Source organism: Pseudomonas taiwanensis DSM 21245 (genome assembly GCF_000425785.1).
GTDB lineage: Bacteria > Pseudomonadota > Gammaproteobacteria > Pseudomonadales > Pseudomonadaceae > Aquipseudomonas > Aquipseudomonas taiwanensis.
Genome location: NZ_KE384451.1, coordinates 207293 through 221783, shown reverse-complemented (window position 1 = coordinate 221783; position 14491 = coordinate 207293). Strand labels below are relative to the sequence as shown.

Genomic DNA, 14491 nt, shown 5'->3' with positions numbered 1-14491 from the left:
CACGTTGGTGTTAACGCCAAGGAGTGGTGTTGACCGGGTTCGCCACTGCCGTGTCTCCCACCCGATAATGACCGGTCTTCTCCAGCGTTTGCAGGCGTGCCTTAGCGCGATAGGCGTACTCGTTGCCTGGATACTGCTGGATCAGGTACTCGTAGGTCTGCGCCGCATCGACGAACAGCTTCTGGCGCTCCAGGCACTGGCCGCGCAGCAGGGACACTTCGGGATGGATGAACGGCCGGGCACGGCTGGTTCGGTCAACCTGCGACAGTTCGAGCATGACCCGCTGGCAATCGCCACGGTCATAGGCACGGTAGGCATTGTTCAAATGATGGTCCATGGACCAGCGGGTGCAACCGACGGTGCTGGCCGCCAGGGCTAAAACGATCAGGGCTCGCATGGGGAATCTCCTTTGATGCCAGATTATCGGCCTTTGCACGCAAATCTTCACACCCTTTTGCAAGGATACCCCGCCCGTTCAAATGCCACCCTGCCTTGGTTGCAGGTAGTGCAACGGAACAATGACTACAGCGAGATTCAGGAGTAGCCTTTCGCTGCGCTTCACTATAGGAGTCTGTGCATGACCATCCGCCGTACCAAAATCGTCGCCACCCTTGGCCCCGCCAGCAATTCGCCGGAAGTGATCGAACAGCTGATCCTCGCCGGCCTGGACGTGGCACGCCTGAACTTCTCCCACGGCACCCCGGACGAGCACAAGGCGCGCGCCCGCCTGATCCGTGACATCGCCGCCAAGAACGGCCGCCATGTCGCACTGCTGGGCGACCTGCAGGGTCCGAAGATCCGCATCGCCAAATTCAGCAACAAGCGCATCGAACTGAAAGTCGGTGACAAATTCACTTTCTCCACCGCCCACCCGCTGACCGAAGGCAACCAGGACATCGTCGGTATCGATTACCCCGATCTGGTCAAGGACTGCGGCGTCGGTGACGAACTGCTGCTCGACGACGGTCGCGTGGTGATGCGGGTCGAAACCGCCACTGCCGACGCCCTGCACTGCGTGGTGATCGTCGGTGGCCCGCTGTCGGACCACAAAGGCATCAATCGCAAAGGTGGCGGCCTTACCGCTCCAGCCCTGACCGAAAAAGACAAGGCAGACATCAAGCTGGCCGCGGAAATGGACCTGGACTACCTGGCCGTGTCCTTCCCACGCGACGCCAAAGATATGGAATACGCCCGCAAGCTACGGGACGAAGCGGGTGGCAGCGCCTGGCTGGTGGCCAAGATCGAGCGCGCCGAGGCAGTGGCCGACGATGAAACCCTCGACGGCCTGATCGCCGCTTCCGACGCGGTGATGGTTGCCCGTGGCGACCTGGGCGTGGAAATCGGCGACGCCGAGCTGATCGCCATCCAGAAGAAGATCATCCAGCACGCCCGCCGCAACAACAAGGCGGTGATCGTGGCGACCCAGATGATGGAGTCGATGATCCAGAACCCGATGCCGACCCGTGCCGAAGTGTCGGACGTGGCCAACGCCGTGCTGGACAACACCGACGCGGTGATGCTGTCGGCCGAAAGCGCCGCCGGTGCCTACCCGATCGAAGCGGTTCAGGCCATGGCCCGCATCTGCCTGGGCGCCGAGAAGCACCCGACCAGCCAGAAGTCCAGCCACCGCCTGCACACCACGTTCGAGCGCTGCGACGAGAGCATCGCCCTGGCGGCCATGTACACCGCCAACCACTTCCCAGGCGTCAAGGCGATCATCGCGCTGACCGAAAGTGGCTACACCCCGCTGATCATGTCGCGTCTGCGTTCGCACGTGCCGATCTTCGCCCTGTCGCCACACCGCGCTACCCAGGCTCGCGCCTCGATGTTCCGCGGCGTCTACCCGATCGCCTTCGACCCGGCGGCATTGCCAGCCGACAAGGTCAGCCAGGCGGCCGTCGACGAGCTGCTCAAGCGCGGCCTGGTAGAGCAAGGTGACTGGGTGATCCTGACCAAGGGCGACAGCTACCACACCATCGGTGGCACCAACGGCATGAAGATCCTGCACGTTGGTGATCCGCTGGTCGGCTGATAGCCCCGGCCCAATCGCCGGCAGGCCGGCTCCTACAGGATTGCAGGAGCCGGCTTGACTGGCGATCAGTCGCAACTGCCTCATGCATGCTCGACGAACACGTCGGCAAACACCTGATTCCTCGGCACGCCGGCTATGAACAACCGCCGCGCGAACCGCTCGACGCTCCCCGGCGCCCCGCACACCAGCGCGACGGTCTGCCGCGATGACGGCCGCAACCCTGCCAGCGCCTCCTCCATATGCTCCGCCAGCACCAGCTCGGCCTGAACACCCTCCATTTCCCGCAACGGACCCGCCAAGTAGTGCCCAAGGTCATCGCGCGTGACATGCACCACCCTGATTTCCCCTTGGTGCCCCTGCCGTAACGCCTCGCGCAAAATGCCCCACAATGGCGCCAGCCCAGTACCCGCTGCCAGCAACCAGAGCGGTCGCGCTTGCCAATCTGGGTCGTAATGCAACGCTCCGCCTCGAATCTCCCCCACGCGCAGCACGTCACCGACCTGCAGCACGCGCGCCTTGTCGCAAAAGGCGCCTGGCCGTTGGCAGTCGATATGAAACTCAAGAAAGTCATCTTCGCCGGGCAGGCTTGCCACGGAGTAAGGCCGCGCCAGCGAGCCGTTCCACAGCACCACATGCTGCCCGGCCTGGTAACGCAACGTCCGCTCCGGCCGCAGACGAAGACGCAGCACTTCGCCAAACCAGTCCACCGCGCAGACCTGCGCGGCGATGCCATCGTGCAGCGGATCGAATACCGCCACGCGCAAATCCTCGACCACGCGGCACTGACAGGCCAGGCGCCAACCCTGGGCGTGCTTTTCCAGCGCCAATGCCTCGGGCAAGGCATCCACCGGCTGCCCATCCAGGCAATGCACCAGGCAGGCATGGCAACCGCCTGCCCGGCAACTGAAAGGCACGTTGAACCCTGCCTCGTTGAGGGCATCGAGCAAGTTACTGCCGGTCGGCACCGCCCAGCGGTGCTCGCCCACGCAAAGTTCGGGCATGGTGGGTGTTTCTCCAAAAGTCACGCTTGCACTGTAAGTCAAGGGCGCAACGGCAGCAAAAAAGATGCCCAAGCGCTGCCGACCATGGTCCAGACCAGTCGCAGGTGTTTCATCGCCACAGGCGCGCTATACTGCCGCGCCTTTTTCCGTCGGCCTGACCAGCCGGCGCCTTGCAAGGCGCTTCGACACGCTGGTCGGCACCGTCGAGCGTCTTTTTGAATGTTCCCGTCTTTAAGAGGAGCGCGCTGCATGACCGTGATCAAGCAAGACGACCTGATTCAGAGCGTCGCCGACGCCCTGCAATTCATCTCGTACTACCACCCCGTCGATTTCATCCAGGCGATGCACGAGGCCTACCTGCGTGAAGAGTCGCCTGCTGCGCGCGACTCCATCGCCCAGATCCTGATCAACTCGCGCATGTGCGCCACCGGCCACCGCCCGATCTGCCAGGACACCGGTATCGTCACCGTGTTCATCCGCGTGGGCATGGACGTGCGCTGGGACGGCGCCACCATGAGCGTCGACGACATGATCAACGAAGGTGTGCGTCGCGCCTACAACCTGCCTGAGAACGTCCTGCGCGCCTCGATCCTGGCCGACCCGGCCGGTGCCCGCAAGAACACCAAGGACAACACCCCGGCTGTCATCCACTACTCGATCGTCCCTGGCGACAAGGTCGAAGTCGATGTCGCGGCCAAGGGCGGCGGCTCCGAGAACAAGTCGAAGATGGCCATGCTCAACCCGTCCGACTCGATCGTCGACTGGGTCCTGAAGACCGTCCCGACCATGGGCGCAGGCTGGTGCCCGCCTGGCATGCTCGGCATCGGCATCGGCGGCACCGCCGAGAAAGCCGCGGTCATGGCCAAGGAAGTGTTGATGGAGTCCATCGACATTCATGAACTGAAAGCACGCGGCCCACAGAACCGCCTCGAAGAGATCCGCCTGGAGCTGTTCGAGAAGGTCAACCAACTGGGCATCGGCGCCCAGGGCCTGGGCGGCCTGACCACCGTGCTCGACGTCAAGATCATGGATTACCCGACCCACGCCGCCTCCTTGCCGGTGTGCATGATCCCGAACTGCGCCGCCACCCGTCACGCGCACTTCGTGCTCGATGGCTCCGGCCCGGCCGAGCTGGAAGCGCCATCGCTGGACGCCTACCCAGAAATCGTCTGGGAAGCCGGCCCGAGCGCCCGTCGCGTCAACCTCGACGACATCACGCCGGAAGAAGTCGCCAGCTGGAAACCGGGCGAGACCATCCTGCTCAACGGCAAGATGCTGACCGGCCGCGACGCTGCGCACAAGCGCATGGTCGAGATGCTCAACCGTGGTGAAGAGCTGCCGGTCGACCTCAAAGGCCGCTTCATCTACTACGTCGGCCCGGTCGACCCGGTCGGTGACGAAGTGGTAGGCCCAGCCGGCCCGACCACCGCCACCCGCATGGACAAGTTCACCCGCCAGATCCTCGAGCAGACCGGCCTGTTGGGCATGATCGGTAAATCCGAGCGCGGCCCTGCTGCCATCGAAGCGATCAAGGACAACAAAGCCGTCTACCTGATGGCCGTCGGCGGCGCCGCCTACCTGGTGGCCCAGGCGATTCGCAAGTCGAAGGTTCTGGCCTTCGCCGAGCTGGGCATGGAAGCGATCTACGAGTTCGAGGTCAAGGACATGCCAGTGACCGTCGCCGTGGACAGCCAAGGCGAATCGGTCCACATCACTGGCCCAGCCCTGTGGCAGAGCAAAATCGCCGAAAGCCTGGCGGTTGAAGTGAAGTAAGGCTGTAGTAACCGGCGCCGGCCCCTACAAAACCTGTAGGTGCCGGCTTGCCGACAATGGGTCCGTACGAGCCTAGCCGACCCTCTCGAACTGCTCCGGCCAGTCCCTACGGGTAAACACCTGCCCTTCTCGCCTCACCCGTCGCACGGTCTCCAGGTCCACCTCGCACACCAACCACTGGCTGCTCGCCGGATTCAGTTGCTCGCTCTGGGCAATCACACCATCGCTGGGCATCCCGAAATCGGGTGGCACGAACAGCCCTGCCCGCCCAATGTTTTCGTCCAAGGCCGGTGACCAAGGCGCCAGGCCCACCGTAGGGCTTTGCAAAACGGCGATCTGGTTCTCCAGGGCTCGCGCCTGAGCGCCGATGCGTACCCGATGAAAACCCGCTTCGGTATCGGTGCAGCTAGGTGCCAGAATCAGGTCGGCCCCTTGCTCCGCCAAACGCCTGGCCAATATCGGAAACTCATTGTCATAACAGATCAGAATGCCCAGTCGCCCCCAAGGGGTGTCGAATACCTGCAACCCCTGCCCCGCTGCGATGTTCCATTGCTCACGTTCGAAACGGGTCATCATCAGCTTGTCCTGATAACCCATCATCCCCTGCGGGCCGAACAACCAGGCGCGGTTGCGGTACTGCCCATCACTGTCGAGCACCGGCAAGCTGCCGGGCTGCAGGTAAACGCCCCATTGCCGAGCGATGCCTTCAGACAACGCCAGCCAACGCTCCACCAGGGGCTGGATGCCAGCGATGGACGCTCTCAGGTCGCCACGCTGCTCCGTCGGTAACTGCCCGCTCAGTACCAGCCCTGCGTATTCCGGCAACAGCAGCAATTGAGCGCCCTCGGCCACCGCTGCCGCACACAGCCTCTGCAAGTGCCCGGCATAGGCTTCCCAGGTTTCATGCAACTCGATGGCGTACTGGCAAGCCGCCAGGCGAATCATATCGGCAGTTCCTTGACCCAGAACGACATCAGCTTGGCAGATTCCTCCTGCTCATCCAGGTCGCGCCAGGCATAGGTGGTCCGCAGCGAGGGGTCATGCAGGAACCCGCGGTTTCGCCAAAAGCCGTGCAGGGGCTTGTAGTCGGCGGGCCTGCGCGGGTGCGCGCCTGGGCGCTCGACCGCACAGAATGCACAGTGATCGAACTCAGCCAGTTTGTGCGCGTAGGACTCACGTTCAATGAAGAATCGCACACCCAGGCCTCGCCCCCGATAAGCCGGAAGCACCACGGACTCGCCAAAATAATAGACGCTGGCAGGGTCGCGCCCCTGGGCCAGGAACGGCTGCTGGAACTGCGTGGCCACATCGACCAACGGCAGGCCGGTCGAGGCACCGACCACCTTGCCGTCATCGAGCGCCAGCACGACCAGGCTACGTCCGGAACGCGCGTAGGTGTCGAGGTAATCGGCTTCGTATTCCATGTCGCCGTCGTAGAGGTAGGGAAACTCGCGGAACACTGTAAGGCGTAGGCGAGCGAGGTCATCGATGTAAGGCGCGCTGGCGGCGCCGTGCAACAGGCGGATTTCCATGCTTGGCGGTCGTTTTGTCGATGTGGATGACGTGCTCGGCTAAGCCGGGCTTGAGGGGAAACCCTATCATCGGGCCAACGTCGATCCCTTTCCCGTACACGACAGGAACATTGCCATGACCGCTACCGAACTCGTCAACGCCTACTACGCCGCCTTCAATGCCGGCGACATGCCGGCCTTTCTCGCCTTGCTCAGCGAAGATGTGATCCACGACATCAACCAGGGCGAGCGGCAGATGGGCAAGGCGGCCTTTGCCGCGTTCATGGACAAGATGAACCGTTGCTACCGCGAGCGCCTGGCCGATATCGTGGTAATGCAGAACGCCGACGGCAGCCGGGCTGCAGCGGAGTTCACCGTGCATGGGGCGTATCTGGCCGATGACGAGGGCTTGCCGCCGGCCAATGGACAGACCTATGTGCTGCCGGCCGGGGCGTTCTTCTATATTCATTGCGGCAAGATCGCCCGAGTGACCAACTACTACAACCTCAATGACTGGGTTGAGCAGGTGGCCTGAAGCGAATCGCGCTATCACCGGCAAGCCGGCTCCTCCACCGATTCTGCAGGAGCCGGCTTGCTGGCGATCGTGCCCCGGTCAGGCGATACGCGTGCCCAGTACCTTCAGAAATGCCGCCAGCCACGCCGGATGCGCCGGCCAGGCAGGCGCAGTCACCAGGTTGCCCTCCACATGCGCCTGGTCCACTGCAATATCGATGAATTTACCACCCGCCAGTCGCACCTCGGGTGCGCACGCTGGATAGGCACTGCACTCGCGCCCCTCGAGCACCCCGGCCGCCGCCAGCAACTGCGCGCCATGACACACAGCTGCAATGGGTTTACCTGCGTCATCGAATGCCTTGACCAGCGCCAGTACCTTTTCATTCAGGCGCAGATACTCCGGTGCGCGCCCTCCTGGAATCAGCAGCGCGTCATAGCGCTCAGCGCGGACCTGCACGAAGTCGTAGTTCAGCGCAAAGTTGTGCCCAGGCTTTTCGCTGTAGGTCTGCTCGCCCTCGAAATCGTGAATCGCCGTGCGCACGGTCTGCCCGGCGACCTTTTCCGGGCACACCGCATGCACGGTATGACCGACCATGCGCATGGCCTGGAATGGCACCATCGCTTCGTAATCTTCGACGTAGTCGCCCACCAGCATGAGAATCTTCTTCGCCGTCATCGCATCCACTCCTTCCGTTGTAGGGGAACAGTCACTGCACGATAGACGGGTTATGCGCCTCTGGATATGCGCCGCCAGTCTCAATCGCGGCGGTCGAGGAAGTTCACCACCAGTCGATCGAGCCAACCCCACACCCGCTGCTTTACCCGCCGCCAGAGTGGCCTGGCATTCCAATGGTCGAGGTCGACGACTTCGCTCAGGGCAAAATCACGCTCGAAGCTTGCCGCCACAGCGGCCGTGAGCGAGGGATCCAGGGCTTCGACGTTGGCTTCGAGATTGAAGCGCAAGTTCCAATGGTCGAAGTTGCACGAGCCAATGCTGACCCAGTCATCCACCAACGCCATTTTCAGGTGCAGGAAGCAAGGCTGGTATTCATAGATCCGTACACCGGCGCGCAGCAGACGGGGGTAATACCGATGACCGGCATAACGCACCGAGGGGTGATCCGTGCGTGGTCCGGTCAGCAGAAGGCGGACATCGACCCCTTTGCCGGCCGCCCGTCGCAACGACCGGCGCACACTCCAGGTCGGCAGGAAGTATGGCGTCGCCAGCCATATGCGCTTCTGCCCGCTGTTCAGCGCGCGTACCAGCGAGTGCAGGATATCCTGATGCTGACGGGCGTCCGCGTATGCCACCCTGCCCATGCCTTGCCCTTGCACCGGAACCTTGGGCAGGCGCGGCAGGCCAAAGCCCTCGGCAGGACGCCAGGCCGTGCGCCGGTTGTTGGCCTGCCATTGGCGATCGAAAAGCATTTGCCAGTCGGACACCACAGCCCCGCTCATCTGCACCATGACCTCATGCCATTCGCTGGTTTCGTGGCCCGGTGTCCAGAACTCGTCGGTGACGCCCGTACCGCCGACCGCTGCCCAGCTTTCGTCCACCAACAGCAACTTACGGTGATCGCGGTAGAGGTTTCGCAGCCCCCGACGCCAGCGCAGGCGGTTGTACCAGCGCAGGTACACCCCGGCGTCCAGCAAGCGTTGGCGCAAAACGGACGTAAAGGCGAGCGAGCCGTAGTCATCGAACAGGCAGCGTACCCGCACGCCGCGCCCGGCGGCCTGCTCCAGCGCCTCGACCACCGCCTCGGCACAGGCGCCCGCTTCGACCAGGTACAACTCCAGATCGACTTGGAGCTCGGCCCGCGCAATGGCCTGCAGCATGCGCGGAAAGAACTCAGGGCCGTCGATCAGCAGCTCGAACTGATTGCCATCCCTCCAAGGGAATACCGGCCCCGGCATGTCAGCGGGCGTTGAAGATCAGCACCGCATTAACCGGCACCGTAGGGTTGATGGACTTGAGCTTGGCGAACTTGCGCAGACGCTGCAGGCCAGGCAGCAGACCATAGTCCTCGGCGCGCAGAATCAGGGGTTCGAGCGTTACTACCTGAAACCGCCGCTCATCCAGCCGAGTGGCCAACAGCAAGGCGTTGTAGCTGTGGGAGCGACCGTGCAGGGTAACGGTGAGCGGCAAGCGCAGTTCAATTTGCGCTCCGTTGGCCAGGTCGTTGATGGGCCGCAGGTCGATCTGCGCTTTGACCGTCGCTTCGGCGAATTGGTCGACGTCGAACAAGTCTTCACGCATGCGCTCGTCACGCAACGGAATACCGCTGCTCACCGAATCCATCTCGATACGCAGTGCCGCTGCACCTTTGCGGTCGACTGTGCCATGCAAGACCAGAAAGCGATGGATCTCGGCCGTGTCGCCGTTCTTGCCAGTGACGAACGAGAGGCGCGAAGACTCGCCATCGAGGTGCCAGTTGGCGTGGGCGGGCAGGCACATGGCCAGGAGCAATGCGGGTAGAAGACGGGGCAGCTTGAACATGACAGATCTCGTGAAACTTGACCGCCAACCTTACCCGCCCGCTTTCAAGGCAGCAAGCGGCAGCCCTCGCGCTCGCCCTGCCAGAGCGCCTGGTTGCGCTGGCCCAGGCCTTCGGCGGTGACCAGGCGTTGCATGGGGTCCTCTTGTAGCAGGCTCAACGGCAGGTATTGCTTCACGTAACCGCGGCAATAGGCCCGGTCGAAGCCCATGACGAACCGGCAAGAGCAATACTCCTTGGCAGAATACGCTGACAGTATCGCGGGAAAATCCGCCAGCGCCTGACGCTCCTGCCACGCCCAGGCCAGCAGTATCACCAACACCAGCAACAGCACGGGTTTCATCCCCCCTCCTTGACCACGGCCGCCAACACTCGCTTGAGCAACTCGTTGTGGCTGTAGCGGCCGTCACGGTCATCGGCGTAGCGGACGACCACCAGTTTCTGCGCCGGCAGCACATACAGTGCCTGGCCCCAGTGGCCAAGCGCGGCATAGGCCTGTGGCGGTACATCCGGCCACGGCGGGGCATGGCCGGGCAGTGGCTGGTTGAGCCACCAATGGCCGCCTGGGTTGGCTTCGCCGGGTACGGCCTGGGCCTCGTCGAACAGCGTACGGTTGAAGCTGACCCACTGCGCAGGCAGCAGTTGCCGCTCACGCCAGCGGCCTTCGCGCAGCATCAGCAGGCCGATACGCGCGAGGTCCCGGGCGCTGAGGTACAGATAGGAAGAGCCGACGTAGGTGCCTGCGCCATCACGCTCCCAGACTGCGCTTTCGATGCCCAGAGGAGTGAACAACGCCTGCCAGGGATAGTCGGCGTACGTCTCCGGCTCGACCATACCGTGCAGGGCTGCCGCCAGCACATTGCTGTCGCCGCTGGAGTAGAAAAAGCGCTGGCCTGGCCGCTCGCTGGCGCCACGCGAGGCGGTATAGGCGGCCATGTCGTTACGCCCACGGGTATACAGCATGGCCACCACGGAAGACTTCAACGGCGCGTATTCATAGTCTTCCTGCCAGTCCAGCCCGCTGGCCCAGTGCAGCAGATCGGCCAGGCGCACGTCCGGGTGTGCCTGCATGGGCGGGTAGAAGCGGGCCACCGGGTCCTGAAGTTGAAAACGTCCTTCGCCGTGGGCCACCCCCAGCAGCGTGGCCAGCACGCTTTTGCTGACCGACCAGGTCAGGTGCGCCGTGCTGGCCGTGGTGGGGGCTGCGTAACGCTCGTGGATGATGCGCCCATCGTGGATGATCAACAGCGCATCGGTGCGCACGCCGCTGCGCTCGGTGGGGCTGCGTTCGGCGAAGGCGTAAGTGTCGACGGAGTGCCAGTCGACAGGGGTGTTTTCGAGCCGCCAATCCGGCTCGGGCCACTCCTCGGCCCAGGCTGTGGCTAACGTCATACCGGACACGAGCAGCAATTGCCTGAGAAGGGTCATGGGATTCAACGATCAGTGCGGTCCTGGGGGCTACGGCCCTGCGTCGCGAAAGGGCCGCAAAGCGGCCCCAAGGCTCGTCAGATCTCCGAAGCCTGCCTGACGTTCATGACAATCCCGCTGTCTCCCAGGCTTTGGCCAGGCGTTTATCCCGCGCCGCAGCTGCCAGCGCCAGGACGCCCTGATCCCGTTGCCACAATTGCGCCCAATGCGCCGGCCCAGCTTTCAGGGCCTTGTCGATATCCCCCCGCAATGCCTGGAACTGGGCGAACAGTCCGCCCAGCAGCAGATGACAACCCACGCTGTCGGCACATTGACGACTGCCCTCGGCGCAACCCGCCAGCACCCCCAGGAGCCGCAAGCGCAATTCCTGCGGCCAAGCGCATTCCTGACCGACGCCATACAGCCATGCCGTCAGCGCCGCGAGCACATAAAGGTCTTCCAGCGAACGGAACGGCTTGACGTAGGCATCCCAGCCATCCCCCGCCAACAACTCGCAGGCAGCCTGCTGCAATACCAATCGGCCATGGCCGACCTCCGGCATCAGCGGCAAGGTTGGTAACGCTTCCAGCGTCACGCCCGGCTCGCCTGGATACACCACCGCCAGTTGCAACCTCGGCGCCTCACCTGGCGCTTCGCTGCGCGCCGCCACCAGCAGCCACTCGGCATCGAGCCCGGCGGTGACGAAGTCCTTGCTACCACTCAGGCGCAGCCCGTCCAGCCGTGTATGCATGTCCGCCGGCCGCACGCTACGCCGTTCGGTCGCGCACAAGGCGCCAAGGCTGGCAGGCGCGCTGGGCCAGAGCACGCGCAGCGCCGCCTGGTAACCGATCAGAAATGCCAGGCCCGGCGTGGCCATGGCACGCCCCCCGAGCACGGCCAGCTCGAACGGAGCAGCCGCACCCAGGCGCTCCAGCTGTGCGGTGTATACCTCGCCCAGGGTGCCCGCCAGCGGCTGGCGATAGGGGTCGTTGAGTCGTTGCAACCAGGGCATCACAGGCTCCTCCGAGGGGTTGTCACGCAAGCATCACTAAAGATTCACGGGGGTGACACCGCACCTACCTAGGCTGACTTTGCACAACAAAGCCGACCGGCCGCAACCCTTCATGGCTGGCTTATGGAGACTCGTATGACTCGGATCGCTCGCTCTGGCGACAATAGCACTGAACGCCGTCTGCAAGCCGAACGCCTGGTCGGCGCCACGGCCCTGCAGGAAGCCCAGGCCTTGCGCTACAAAGTGTTCAGCGCAGAATTCAAGGCCAAGCTCAAAGGTGCCGAACAGGGTCTGGACATGGACGACTACGACGTGCACTGCCGTCATATCGGCGTGCGCGACCTGAGCACCGGCGAACTGGTAGCCACCACACGCCTGCTCGATCACCAGGCTGCCAGTAGCCTGGGTCGTTTCTACAGCGAAGAAGAATTCAGCCTGCACGGTCTGCTGCAATTGCAAGGGCCGCTCCTGGAATTGGGGCGCACCTGCGTCGACCCCGCCTACCGCAATGGCGGCACCATCGCCGTGCTCTGGGGCGAACTGGCCGAAGTGCTCAACGAAGGCCGCTACAGCTACCTGATGGGCTGCGCCAGCATTCCGATGCAGGACGGCGGCGTCCAGGCCCACGCCATCATGCAGCGCCTGCGCGAACGCTACCTGTGCACCGAACACCTGCGTGCCGAACCGAAGAACCCCCTGCCGAGCCTGCCGCTGCCGAACAACGTCATTGCCCAGCTGCCGCCCCTGCTCAAGGCCTACATGCGCCTGGGGGCGAAAATCTGCGGCGAGCCATGCTGGGACGAAGACTTCCAGGTTGCCGACGTGTTCATCCTGCTCAAGCGGGACGACCTCTGCCCGCGGTACGCCCGCCACTTCAAGGCGGCAGTCTGATGCCGAAAGTGCGGGTACTGGCCCGCCTGACACGACTGATGCTGGTATTGCTGCTAGGCGTGCTGATGGCCAGCGTCATCGCCCTCGGCGAACGCCTGGGGTTGAAGGCGTCCTCCGAACGCCGCCAGCGCTGGACTTGCCTGTTCATGAAACGGCTGGTCGCCGCCTTGCCCTTCGAGATCCGGGTATTCGGCGAGCTGCCGCCAAAACCGATGCTGTGGGTCAGCAACCACGTGTCCTGGACCGATATTCCACTGCTGGGCATGCTGATGCCGTTGTCGTTTCTGTCCAAAGCCGAAGTGCGCCATTGGCCGCTGGCCGGCTGGCTGGCAGAGAAGGCCGGCACGCTGTTCATTCGCCGTGGCGGTGGCGACGCCCAGCGCCTGCGCGAGCAGATCAGCGAGCGGTTGGGCCAGGCGCAGCCGCTGCTGATCTTCCCGGAAGGCACTACCACCGATGGCCGGCAACTGCGCACCTTCCACGGCCGCTTGCTGGCGGGCGCCATCGATCGCGGCATACCGGTGCAACCGGTGGCCATCCAGTACCTGCGTGAAGGCGAAACCGACCTCTTTGCACCGTTCATTGGCGAGGACGACCTCGTATCGCATTTGATGCGATTGTTTGGTCAGCCGCCAGGCGAGGTGCACATCCACTTGCTGGCGCCTATCTGCAGCGTGGAAAAAGAGCGAGCGGCCCTGGCATTTCAGGCGCAGCAGGCGATCCACCTGACGCTGTTCGGGGTCAGGGAGGACGAGGTGGTAACCCGTCGGCAGCCTCGGGCGGCCTGAAGCTTTCGCGGGGGATCCCTGGTTCAAACACGCCCCGCTGCGGCGAATGCCTGCAACTGCGGATAGAACGCACGAAAATCCGCCAGCAATGGCTCGTACAACCGCTCCAGCTCGTCCATGACACCGGCCATTCCCTCAGGGCGCGACAACCGCCGGCCAATACCCCTGAATACCTGCTCCAGGGTCGCGAAATCGCCATAGGCCCCAAGCCAGTCATCCGCAGCCATGAACGGCGCGATATGCGCCAGTCGCCCTGGCAGCTCGGGCTCGGCCAGCAGCACGCGATAGAAGTCCTGCGTGAACGCCGCCAGTGGTTGATCGGCGTAGTCGCCCCAATGACGTGCCAGGCAATGGTCGAAGAACACGTCCAGGATGATCCCGGCATAACGCCGCCGCTCCTGGGGAAAACGCGCCAACGCGGCCAACACCAGGGGATGGCGGTCGGTGTAGCTGTCAATGTGACGGTGCAGCCGAATGGCAGCCTCAAGGGCTGGCGGGAAGCGCCCTTCCAAGGCGCCTTTGACGAAGTCGCCGTAGAGACTGCCCAGCAGTTGCTGTGGCGCCGGCCCCCCCAAGTGCAGATGCGCGAGATAGTTCATGGACGCAGTCTAGCACCGTCCCCGGGCATATCGTTATAACGCGATATAGCGATTCGTGCTCAGCTCAGAACGACTTCATATTTGTATATCGCGAACTAACGATCTACATTTCGCTTCATCGCGATATACCGCTACACCACGAGCCTAACCATGCCTCTCGATCTCGACGAAATCATCAAAGCCTTGGCCCATCCGGTCCGGCGAGAAATCCTCACCTGGCTGAAGGACCCGGCAGCGCAATTCCCTGACCAGTACCACAGCACCGAGCACGGCGTCTGTGCCGGGCAGATCGACCAACGCTGCGGCCTGTCGCAGTCGACGGTCTCCGCCCACCTGGCCACCTTGCAACGCGCCGGCCTCATCAGCAGCCAGAAGATCGGCCAGTGGCATTTTTTCAAACGTAACGAGGACACCATCAAGGCGTTCCTCGCGCAGATGAGCCAAGAGCTCTGACAAGGACCACGAC

17 protein-coding genes are annotated in these 14491 nt (G+C 63.5%); 6 read left to right on the top strand and 11 right to left on the bottom strand.

All coding sequences use genetic code 11. From position 1 onward, the window contains the following. Nucleotides 1–10 precede the first annotated feature (10 nt). Nucleotides 11–397: a tol-pal system YbgF family protein gene (locus tag H620_RS0122850; protein WP_023378893.1), complete on the bottom strand. Its 387-nt coding sequence runs from the start codon at nt 395–397 to the stop codon at nt 11–13. Nucleotides 398–577: 180 nt separating this feature from the next. Between H620_RS0122850 and pyk the strand changes: the two genes are divergently transcribed. After that, nucleotides 578–2032 (top strand): pyruvate kinase, encoded by a 1455-nt coding sequence (pyk, locus tag H620_RS0122845; RefSeq protein ID WP_023378892.1) that lies wholly within the window; start codon nt 578–580, stop codon nt 2030–2032. 80 nt (nt 2033–2112) lie between these two features. Here pyk and H620_RS0122840 read toward each other — a convergent pair whose 3' ends face one another. Continuing rightward, nucleotides 2113–3033, bottom strand: a complete 921-nt coding sequence (locus H620_RS0122840) for an iron-sulfur-binding ferredoxin reductase (RefSeq protein ID WP_023378891.1) — start codon at nt 3031–3033, stop codon at nt 2113–2115. 249 nt (nt 3034–3282) lie between these two features. Between H620_RS0122840 and H620_RS0122835 the strand changes: the two genes are divergently transcribed. After that, nucleotides 3283–4806, top strand: a complete 1524-nt coding sequence (locus H620_RS0122835; RefSeq protein WP_023378890.1) for a fumarate hydratase — start codon at nt 3283–3285, stop codon at nt 4804–4806. Between the two features lie 72 nt (nt 4807–4878). On the opposite strand, the gene H620_RS0122830 is transcribed toward H620_RS0122835, so the two are convergent. Both H620_RS0122830 and H620_RS0122825 read right to left on the bottom strand, forming a co-directional pair. Continuing rightward, nucleotides 4879–5751: a carbon-nitrogen hydrolase family protein gene (locus tag H620_RS0122830; RefSeq protein ID WP_023378889.1), complete on the bottom strand. Its 873-nt coding sequence runs from the start codon at nt 5749–5751 to the stop codon at nt 4879–4881. After that, nucleotides 5748–6338 (bottom strand): GNAT family N-acetyltransferase, encoded by a 591-nt coding sequence (locus H620_RS0122825; protein ID WP_023378888.1) that lies wholly within the window; start codon nt 6336–6338, stop codon nt 5748–5750. The genes H620_RS0122830 and H620_RS0122825 overlap by 4 nt, the downstream gene beginning before the upstream one ends. Before the next feature lie 115 nt (nt 6339–6453). Here H620_RS0122825 and H620_RS0122820 point away from each other — a divergent pair, with 115 nt between their 5' ends. Next, nucleotides 6454–6852 carry a nuclear transport factor 2 family protein gene (locus H620_RS0122820; RefSeq protein ID WP_023378887.1) on the top strand — a complete coding sequence of 133 codons (399 nt, stop codon included), beginning with the start codon at nt 6454–6456 and terminating at the stop codon, nt 6850–6852. Between the two features lie 78 nt (nt 6853–6930). On the opposite strand, the gene H620_RS0122815 is transcribed toward H620_RS0122820, so the two are convergent. The 6 genes from H620_RS0122815 to H620_RS0122790 form a co-directional block, all read right to left on the bottom strand. Next, nucleotides 6931–7509, bottom strand: a complete 579-nt coding sequence (locus tag H620_RS0122815; protein ID WP_027908097.1) for a DJ-1/PfpI family protein — start codon at nt 7507–7509, stop codon at nt 6931–6933. A gap of 80 nt (nt 7510–7589) precedes the next feature. After that, nucleotides 7590–8747, bottom strand: coding sequence for a phospholipase D-like domain-containing protein (locus H620_RS0122810; protein ID WP_027908096.1), 1158 nt, complete (start codon nt 8745–8747; stop codon nt 7590–7592). Between the two features lies 1 nt (nt 8748). Next, nucleotides 8749–9330 (bottom strand): YceI family protein, encoded by a 582-nt coding sequence (locus H620_RS0122805; protein ID WP_023378884.1) that lies wholly within the window; start codon nt 9328–9330, stop codon nt 8749–8751. Between the two features lie 44 nt (nt 9331–9374). Further along, the gene (locus tag H620_RS0122800) at nt 9375–9671 is read right to left on the bottom strand and encodes a hypothetical protein (RefSeq protein WP_023378883.1); all 297 of its coding nucleotides are present in this window, start codon (nt 9669–9671) and stop codon (nt 9375–9377) included. After that, nucleotides 9668–10720 (bottom strand): serine hydrolase domain-containing protein, encoded by a 1053-nt coding sequence (locus H620_RS0122795; protein WP_371919590.1) that lies wholly within the window; start codon nt 10718–10720, stop codon nt 9668–9670. The genes H620_RS0122800 and H620_RS0122795 overlap by 4 nt, the downstream gene beginning before the upstream one ends. A 139-nt stretch (nt 10721–10859) precedes the next feature. After that, a complete protein-coding gene (locus H620_RS0122790) occupies nt 10860–11747 on the bottom strand; it encodes an acyl-CoA dehydrogenase middle domain-containing protein (RefSeq protein WP_023378881.1) in 888 nt (295 codons plus the stop codon). A gap of 135 nt (nt 11748–11882) precedes the next feature. On the opposite strand from H620_RS0122790, the gene olsB reads away from it, so the two are divergent. Beyond that, entirely contained in the window at nt 11883–12638 is a 756-nt protein-coding gene (gene olsB / locus H620_RS0122785) for an L-ornithine N(alpha)-acyltransferase (protein ID WP_023378880.1), read from the top strand. Continuing rightward, complete coding sequence (locus tag H620_RS0122780; RefSeq protein WP_027908095.1) at nt 12638–13426, top strand: lysophospholipid acyltransferase family protein; 789 nt, start codon at nt 12638–12640, stop codon at nt 13424–13426. Before olsB ends, H620_RS0122780 begins: the two co-directional genes overlap by 1 nt. A gap of 23 nt (nt 13427–13449) precedes the next feature. Here H620_RS0122780 and H620_RS0122775 read toward each other — a convergent pair whose 3' ends face one another. Continuing rightward, nucleotides 13450–14025: an acyl carrier protein phosphodiesterase gene (locus tag H620_RS0122775; RefSeq protein WP_023378878.1), complete on the bottom strand. Its 576-nt coding sequence runs from the start codon at nt 14023–14025 to the stop codon at nt 13450–13452. A 150-nt stretch (nt 14026–14175) separates the two neighbouring features. Between H620_RS0122775 and H620_RS0122770 the strand changes: the two genes are divergently transcribed. After that, nucleotides 14176–14478 carry an ArsR/SmtB family transcription factor gene (locus H620_RS0122770; protein WP_023378877.1) on the top strand — a complete coding sequence of 101 codons (303 nt, stop codon included), beginning with the start codon at nt 14176–14178 and terminating at the stop codon, nt 14476–14478. Nucleotides 14479–14491: the final 13 nt, after the last annotated feature.